General features: G+C 43.7%; 5 protein-coding genes and 1 pseudogene. 2 read left to right on the top strand and 4 right to left on the bottom strand.

Going from position 1 to position 8,033, the window contains the following annotated elements; translation table 11 throughout:
* Positions 1 to 147 precede the first annotated feature (147 nt).
* Both AB5Y54_RS17645 and AB5Y54_RS17640 read left to right on the top strand, forming a co-directional pair.
* Positions 148 to 366, top strand: coding sequence for a hypothetical protein (locus tag AB5Y54_RS17645; protein ID WP_368154089.1), 219 nt, complete (start codon positions 148 to 150; stop codon positions 364 to 366).
* Between the two features lie 400 nt (positions 367 to 766).
* Positions 767 to 937: pseudogene (locus AB5Y54_RS17640) on the top strand (IS1634 family transposase); the annotation flags it as partial.
* 133 nt (positions 938 to 1,070) lie between these two features.
* Here the strand turns inward: AB5Y54_RS17640 and AB5Y54_RS17635 are convergent.
* The 4 genes from AB5Y54_RS17635 to AB5Y54_RS17620 all read right to left on the bottom strand — a co-directional run bounded on the left by AB5Y54_RS17635 (position 1,071) and on the right by AB5Y54_RS17620 (position 7,966).
* Positions 1,071 to 3,638: a restriction endonuclease-like protein gene (locus tag AB5Y54_RS17635; RefSeq protein ID WP_161653665.1), complete on the bottom strand. Its 2,568-nt coding sequence runs from the start codon at positions 3,636 to 3,638 to the stop codon at positions 1,071 to 1,073.
* An 85-nt stretch (positions 3,639 to 3,723) separates the two neighbouring features.
* Positions 3,724 to 5,586: an McrB family protein gene (locus tag AB5Y54_RS17630; RefSeq protein ID WP_202608074.1), complete on the bottom strand. Its 1,863-nt coding sequence runs from the start codon at positions 5,584 to 5,586 to the stop codon at positions 3,724 to 3,726.
* 7 nt (positions 5,587 to 5,593) lie between these two features.
* The gene (gene dcm, locus AB5Y54_RS17625) at positions 5,594 to 6,895 is read right to left on the bottom strand and encodes a DNA (cytosine-5-)-methyltransferase (RefSeq protein ID WP_161653664.1); all 1,302 of its coding nucleotides are present in this window, start codon (positions 6,893 to 6,895) and stop codon (positions 5,594 to 5,596) included.
* Positions 6,896 to 7,112: 217 nt separating this feature from the next.
* A protein-coding gene (locus AB5Y54_RS17620) for an IS5 family transposase (protein ID WP_103252041.1) occupies positions 7,113 to 7,966 on the bottom strand; the annotation gives its coding sequence in 2 pieces (ribosomal slippage) (positions 7,113 to 7,624 and positions 7,624 to 7,966; 855 coding nt in all).
* Positions 7,967 to 8,033: the final 67 nt, after the last annotated feature.

The raw sequence follows: 8,033 nt of genomic DNA, 5'->3' as shown, positions 1-8,033 counted from the left end.
GGCGAAGGTAAGTTGATGACTCATGATGAACCCTGTTCCATGGCTCCAGATGACAAACATGATCTCATATCAGGGACTTGTTCGCACCTTCCTTAGTTTTGGCACATAGGATACTTATTCGCACCTTCCCTAAATCAAAAATTCCAGATGATAGGTTTATCTGCTGATTGGGTCTTTCAAACTTGGCTGATAAGTGGAACTAAAAATGATGGCATAGTTATTTTTGAAAACGAAGATAGCTCATGCTACGAAGTGATTGAGTTTCATTGCAAAGATGAAGAACGAACCGAAAAACTTTTATTTTCAGGAGGTTTTCATGAAATCGAAACCTATATTATTAACATGCTTAACACCCCACTTAAATAAAACCAGGTTAAATCATTACTATAAATTACATCGGTGATAGTTAGAATCATTCTTCTGCATCTAATTACCAACTTCTTTTCTGCTTGGCAGAGCATGGTGGTTCTGAACTATTTACTTCTTACAGGTAGAGCTGACTTTCCGTACCTGATTGGCTTTTTTCGAAGATGGTGGGTACACGTTCACAGCAAATGGCGACTGTGAGGGGCTTGCAGAAGGGGGGTAAAAATAGCTAAAAAACTCAGATTCATGTTTGCCGCCTCCTGTGAGATGAAGTGAATTGTTATCGAACTGAGTATTAGGACACGATTACATGGGTAAAATCATGGACTTTCACAACTAGATCATAACGGTGTGATCTGCATCACCATTTACAATACAAAAATTAAGTGCGGAATGACGGATGAAAAAGAAGCTGACCCAGCAGCCAACCGCCCGTGGGATTTTTCTGCGCTTTGGCGGCATCCATGAATATCGACTGGTAGAAGCCACACCCCAGATAACGGAGCTAACCGTGGAGCAGCAGGTCAACCTGGAAGTATTGGGTGAGCGCTATCAGAAAATTTATTCCTAAATCAGGTGCGGAATGTCGGCAACATGAGTTTGACCGTCTGCGCTAGTAAAAAGGACAAACTCTCCTTATGGAGCTTGAGGTATATGTTCTGTCATTCATTTCACCTTATGCATAATTGGTAGAACACGCTTATTCACACCATTGCCTCTTCATACACTTTTTCAACTTCAGCAAACTTAGTTACACTCTCTAGGCGAGTTAAAGTTGTGAGTTTCATCGAGTTTTTCATTGGGCGATGTGGCACGTTGGTCACCGGAGTTTGCAGCGAAAGTGGCTTGCCTAGCTCAAATAAATAATACAAATCAGCAGAGCCTGATTTCTTACCTGCTTGATCTTCGGTAATGGTGTAGCGTGGTAATAGGGTTATGCGTTTAACCGGCCAAAGTTTGTCAATTTGCTTGGTCGAACTATGGGTGTCTGAGGTAGACGCCAACGCTAAATAGCGAATTTCCTCTGCAATATGCTGCTTAAATTTCTGCAAAAACATGCTTTGCGGCAAGTGATACCACTGTGCCGTACCTTGCTCAAATTTTTCGAAGTAGCCATTATCACGGCCACGTTGTCCACCCAATGCCACTGTCAAAGTCAAATCGGAGTACAGCAGTTGGCGCATGCCGTAATACGGTATGCGTGCAGCTTCTTGTACGTAGAGCCTTTCTGCCATGCCGATCACTGGATACATAGCCTCATTGCCTTGCCCTGCTTGTGTATTCGGCGCTGTGCCAATTTGGGCTTGCAAGAACTCAAGCAACCACTGGTGACCGGTATAACTGCTCTCCGTCTGACGAGGACCAGTTTGACTGGGCTCATTTTGTCTAGGTAATAATGCAAATGCGCCAATACCGACTTCTTCTATCGCGGCTGCGTAGGGGTTTTGTTTTGTGGCTTGATCAAAAAAGCCAGGGTATAAAGCAAACGCTCCAAAAACTGGGCGGCTTTTCTTGGCAGGTTGACCTGCGATTGAACCAAATGGAGACTCAAACAAGCGCGGCTCTGATAAACGAATGAGTGCATCACGATAACGGTGCATTTGGTTAATGGCATCGTCTGGTACGTAATCGGTAGTTTCAATATCTTCATTACTGTCATCCAAACGGCTTTTATCGGTTTTAATACGGTATTTGGCATCAAACAGCCAAATAAACTGTTTCTCTTCAGAGGTACCTAAGTTTGCGTTTGTAGGCAGCGTCACTTCCAACACAATATCCGGCTCTTGATTCACCAAGTACGAGCGGATCGATTTTCCTTGTTTGGTAAACTTAGGCTCGTGTGCCAGCCTAGCCGTCACACCATCTGAGCGTTTAAAGCGAAAGGCACCGGCAAAGCCATCTTTTAGTTGGTACTCAAAAAAGTCATTTTGAGCGAGCTTCGTTGCACTATTTTCCACCAATTCAAAGCCAAGATCATGCTCTAAAATCTGTTTCAGACATAGAAAGCACCACACCTCATAAATCTCAGCCACCGACTTCATCGAAATGCTCGAGTGATTGCCAAACACATCTAAATAAAATTTCAGATCCTGCCAAACACGATACACCGCACTATAACCTGTTCTTTGCTGTAGTACTAACGACTCACAGCTTAACCCTGTGTATGCGCCAACCTCTTTTAAAAAACTTTGGCCTAACACTTTTTGCAGCGGTTGTTGCCAACTATGTAGTTCATTTAAAAATGAATCAGATAACCGTTGACGTTCTGGCACGCGGTTACTTTGCCTGAGCTTTTGTTCAAATTCCGCTAATTGTCGCTTGCTTTTAGTCACCGCCATTTTTATAAAGCGGTTTTCAGGGGTATCGACGCCCAGTTTATTTTTTTCGACCGCATAGCGTTTATCGTACTTGCAATTAGCAAAGTCTTGCTTTAATTGCTCGGCTAACTTATGTGGCAAGCGGCCTTTTAATTTGACGGCTTTAATATTAGCCACTGTAGGTTGTAAACGGCTATGAGGTGCGGCACAAATCACTTTTAAGCCTTGCTCAAAACGCGCCCTTAACGCTGCAAAATTAGCCAACCACATCAGTGGAAAATGCCTACGTTGCTGGCTATTCGCTGCATCTTGTTCAGTTTTTTCTACTAAACTAAAGCGCCAAAGGGGGTAAACCTTGTCTATGGCTTGGTACATGGCTGGCATGTCTTGGTGCAGAGCCATTTTGGTTGGCAGTACTTCAAACGCAATATGCTGAGTCTGTATTTTACCATTAAGTTCAAACGTGAGTGGCAAACGTAACCACCCCACATCATTGCCGGTATTGATGGTACCAGTTAAACGTGCAGGCACTACGCCCCTTGCTGTTTTTACTTCGGGGGCAAAACGAAATGCCTCATTCACACTTTGGCTGTGATGGGTTAAGCGCGCATTAGACACTTCACTAAAAAAGACCCACTCAAACTGGTACTGGGTATTCTCAAAAAACAAGGGAGAGTTTAATGTCAGCTCAGCGTGTTTCGCTAAGCCATTTGCAACAAGGCCACTTTCATCTAACCCACTTTTTACTAAGCCATCTGCAACTACCCCTTGCGGCTCAATGGCATTGCTAAGTTCAGCCGCAGGAGCAAAGCACATTTCGTAGCTAGGTTGTGCATGATTAGCGCTCGCCCTGTGTGCCACTGTATTCTGGTACACGCTCAACCGCTGGCTAATATCATTAGCCCAGACCGAAAACTCAAAGTCGGGGGTTTGTAATCGTATTAACTCTGGCATTCCCTACCACTCCTTACGCCATCGCAGTGCTGGTTAAGCTTAAATGTTGCATTCATTGCAGAAAGCATCAAACAACACCAACCCCTTAAGGCCAGAAACTGGTGAAAGTGGCACTGGCTAATCGCTCGCTCATCCACTTCAACTTAGCTTTCGAACGGCAAGGGATGCGTAGCACTTTTTGCTCATCTGTTACATCGCCCTCTATCGCTCTTTCACGATATAAGTCAGGGCGCTGATCTTCTTCTTCCGTTGCAGACGCTAACCAAATTGGGGCTAACTGGTCTGCCAGCACAGTATTCAGCTCTGCCAACAAAGCCTTACCATCTGATGTGGTGAGTTTGTCGGTATCGCCCTCGATCCGCGGCAATACCTTACTCATCATAAAATCGTCCCACACGGCTTTTAGGGTCAAGTCATCTTGTGGTTGGCTACTGGCTACTGCAAGCAGTAACTCATTGAGCGCACGAAACGCCAATTCAAACGGTGTGTTTTTTAGCACTGCATTTACTTGATTTAAAAAGCTAACCGTTGCATCACCAGCATTTATTTTTTCACCACCTTTAGCTTCTATCTCAAAGTCGACATCCGCCTTGCTGGCGTTTGACCAAATCGGATAGCTAAGGCGCTTGTTACAACTGGCTGGGGTGAAAAAGTCGTTATAGTCGTTCGGGAAAAACTCGCCAAAATCAAAGCTTAGTGCACGATCTATCACCTTACGCGAAAAGCCATGAGTGGTTTCATCCATATTCACAGTGCCCGCGACCAGTAAGTTAAACGGAATGCCTAAACCATATTGGCAAATATTATCCCACAGCTCATCGTATTGAGCACCATCAAAGCCTAGCGCTTCGCGTAGCTTTCCTTTATCTGCGACTTCTTTAATAGTTGTTGATTTTAATAGCGCATCACTACTGTAGGTAAAGCTATCACCTGTCCAACACCACTCGCGGGTTTCCAGTACCGATAAGTAATCGGAAAAATACTGCTCAACAGGGGCAAGGTTCATTTCATCCAAGCACAACCAGTAAGGCAATATCTGCGCAAGCGCATCACGTTCGCCTGCTACGACTAATCGCTCGCCTTGGTCTTCGCTATCTTGAACTTCAACGGTTAATTTACTATCAGCAATGGCACGCCAGGCTTTGGCGATAAACTGCAATACATCGGTAGTGATGTATTCTGCTTTTCCGTCTTTTGCGAGGCGAGAAATATAACCAAGCAAATCACTCGGCTCATGCCAGTCGGGGCGCACCGAGGTTAAGCAATAAGTTTCAGCAAACTGGCCAGAAGTTTTTGCTTGTTCACGCACAAAATGGGTTTTACCTGTACCAGAGATACCTGCTAGAAGGATGAATGGTTTAGGTAAAACCGTTTTAACTAAGCTAAAAGGCTGACCAGATTTATTTTTCACATACAACTTTATTGATATAGGTTTCTGACTAGGCTTAACGATGAGGGCTGTTACACCGTATGAGCTTAAAATATCTACGACAGCCCCAAGCTCATCTTGCTGCTTCTCTACACCACCACAAGTCAAAAAAGCAAATCTAGTTTTTCCACTACATCTTTTACCGAATCGCTTTAAAACCGTTTGCCATTCGTTAATACTTGAGCTAGTGCACTCAAACTCCTCATCTAAATATGAAATTTTAAAAATACCATTCTCAAGATCTTTTTTTGCACCTAAAACAGAAATATCATCCAGCTCAACAAATACACTAAGTACATCATCTTCTGATATATATCTCTGTTTCTTGCTATAATTATTTAAAACGGTATCCTTAATGTAATTTCGAGAGAGCCTATCGCCAGCAATTTTTATTAACTGAGGATCATTTTCCAATTCATCTTGGAACTTACCAGACCTAGCTGAATCAAGCCCCATATAACCAACTTCATCGGCTTTTGAGAAAATATAAGCAAAAACCTCATCCCTGTTTTCTTTCATGTATTAATCAATCCTGTTTTAATAAAAACTCTCTGATTGATGTTGCCACCTCATATGACAACATAGGTGGTACTGCATTACCTATTTGCATAACATTTGATGTAGCAGAATGAGGGAAAACAAAAGAGTCGGGGAACGTCTGTAGACGAGCACACTCCCTGATTGTTAGCCTTCTATCTAATTCATAATGAAATTGGACTCGAGACTTAGCGTTTGCCCTGATTGTGTAAGAGGGTTCGTCTGCTTTGCAGTGCTCATCACCTTGGCCATTCCCTTTCTTGGCTTTTGATGCCTTGAAATACTGGCTTTGGTTTGGAATAGTCTCATCAATAACTTTTTCCAAATCTTCGATTGCCCATTTAGTTCCGCGATGCATACCAACAAATTTTGGTTCTGGCTTTATAGGTTCACCTTCAAGATCATTTCTGGTACAAACAAAAAACAGCCTTCTCCGACTTTGTGGCACACCATAATCTGGAGCAAAAAGATCCCACACTTGGACTTTATAACCTTGCTCGCTAAAATCATTAACTATAGTATCTAGCACAGCACCATTTTGCATTCGCGCTAAATTAGGAACATTTTCAGCGCATACAATTTTAGGTTTGTGATGTTGCATATATCTAACTAGAACTTTGTATAGTTGACCTCTGTCAGAGCTAAGACCTCTTTTAGGACCACAAGAACTAAAATCTTGGCATGGAAAGCCACCAATTAACACATCAGCACTTGGAAAGTCATTAACAAGATCTTCAGATAACTCAACTTGGCTAATAGGTATATTTAAGTTTTTCTTTATTGTTTCTACACACTTCTCATCTTTCTCATAAGCAGCCAGAGTTGTGAATGGTTGACTTTCAAAGTATTGACTTTTGTATTTAAAGCCACCTTCAAATCCCATATCCAGCCCACCAACACCTGTAAACATTGAGACCAAAGAAAATTTATTTTCTAACAATTTTTTTCCATCATTCAAACTCAAACCACATAGTATATTGAAATTACTATACTTAACCTTCGGCCTAATACTTTTCCCAAAGCTCTCAATATTAATAAGACCATGTCTCTCTAACGTTTTAATAGTTCGAGAAAGATTACTTACAGCTCGCCCAGTTAATTCAGATAATTCTGTAATATTTTCAGGTTTTTTTTCTGCGATAGTCTTTAACAAATGCTGATTTTCTTCGGATAGAACCGATGCAATTGATTTAAGGGAGTCAAACCAAACATCTACTTGGTTTGTGGAACTTGGAGTTTGACCTTTAATACCAATAATACAGCTAGTCACGCCTATACCTACCTCTGACACAAGACACCCTTAATACTAGATAAATAAACAAACCATATGTTATCAGCTAATGATAAGACGTCAACTGTAATTCAGGTGCTAATCATCCAAGATACTGCCTTTAACACAGTACATACGTGGACGGGTGTTATCGGGCCGGCTGGCGTCCGGCTGGTCTGTCCTAGCGATGATACCCGGTTGCTGTTGCAGCAAGTGAACGTGCTGCTAGGCTGTGTTCTCAAAATGCTGGTTTTCTGTCCACACATAACTCGCGCAAGTAGCGAAGGCAGAAAGCCAGTTTGATAAAGGCTGCAAAACTCTTGGCTAGCTTTTCATATCTCGTTGAAAACCGGCGAAACTTCTTCAACCAACCGAAGCACCGCTCCACGACATTGCGCCTGCGGTAATGCACCTTGTCCAGTACCAATGGACGCCCCTTATGGCGCCGTTGCTGGTCGCTGCGTTGCGGAATGACCGCTTTTATCCTTCTCCGCCGTAGCTCGGCTCGAAAGGCTTTGCTGCTATAGGCCTTGTCTGCGGCAAGATGCGCTGGCCGTGTTCGGTAGCGACCTGATGACGTTGGTATCCTCGCCATGGCCAACGCGCTTGTTGCATAGCTGATTTCTGCTGATTGCCCCGGTGACAGGCAGAAGCTCAGTGGTAAGCCATGACCGTCCGTGACCAAGTGAATTTTGCTGCCGAAACCTCCCCGCGAACGGCCAAGGGCTTGATTCATTGAGGTGTTTTTTTACGTGCACCGGCAGCATCTTTGGATGCTCTGACATTGGAGCCGTCCAGGCACCACAGGTCGAAATCGATGAGCCCTTTTTCATTGAGCTTGAGTTGCAGCGCTTCCAGAATGGCATCAATCCGGCCTGCATCCTGCCAACGCCGGAAGGTGTTGTAGACCGAATTCCATGGTCCGAAACGTTCTGGAAGGTCTCGCCAAGGAGCTCCGGTGTGGAGTATCCAGAGAATGCCATCGAGCACTTGGCGCGGTTCACGGGTAGGGCGCCCGATCAGGCTTCGAGAAGGAAACTGGGGCTCGATAAGCCCCCATTGTGCATCAGTCAGCTGATAACGGCGGGACACGGAATGGATCTTAAGCTGTTGAGAAGATGTGAGATTATATCTTCATCACTTTAAGAACACAGCCTAG

Origin of the sequence: Aeromonas sp. s9 (assembly GCF_040907765.1) — a bacterium.
In the GTDB taxonomy this organism is placed as follows: domain Bacteria; phylum Pseudomonadota; class Gammaproteobacteria; order Enterobacterales; family Aeromonadaceae; genus Aeromonas; species Aeromonas caviae.
Note: the sequence above shows the minus strand (reverse complement) of the source record. Positions and strands in the feature narration are given on the sequence as shown.

What these genes read in the sequence shown, in the direction of transcription:
- AB5Y54_RS17630 (WP_202608074.1), bottom strand. Translation starts at nt 5,586, where the DNA reads ATGAAAGAAAACAGGGATGAGGTTTTTGCTTATATTTTCTCAAAAGCC.
- AB5Y54_RS17635 (WP_161653665.1), bottom strand. Translation starts at nt 3,638, where the DNA reads ATGCCAGAGTTAATACGATTACAAACCCCCGACTTTGAGTTTTCGGTC.
- AB5Y54_RS17645 (WP_368154089.1), top strand. Translation starts at nt 148, where the DNA reads ATGATAGGTTTATCTGCTGATTGGGTCTTTCAAACTTGGCTGATAAGT.